Raw genomic sequence first — 223 nt, 5'->3', positions numbered from 1 at the left:
GATTGGAAAAATACCCACCGCCGTTTTTGCCGTTGGAGAGATAAAGGAATATGGGAAAAGCTGCTTGAACACTTGGTGAATGACCCCGATTTCGAGTGGTTACTGATTGATACCAGCCATATTAAGGTTCATCCCGATGCGGCAGGCGCGCAAGGCGGTAATCAGGATATGGGGATCACAAAAGGGGGCTCAATACCAAGATACATTTGGCCGTGGATGCGCA

Annotated in this window: 1 pseudogene; it reads left to right on the top strand. The window is 48.9% G+C overall.

Annotated features, from left to right (window positions below):
- Positions 1-223: pseudogene (locus tag AAC855_RS21515) on the top strand (IS5/IS1182 family transposase); the annotation flags it as partial.

This window comes from Xenorhabdus bharatensis (assembly GCF_037996705.1).
Lineage (GTDB): Bacteria > Pseudomonadota > Gammaproteobacteria > Enterobacterales > Enterobacteriaceae > Xenorhabdus > Xenorhabdus bharatensis.
The sequence above is the reverse complement of the archived record's forward strand: the minus strand, read 5'-3'. Positions and strand labels throughout refer to the sequence as shown.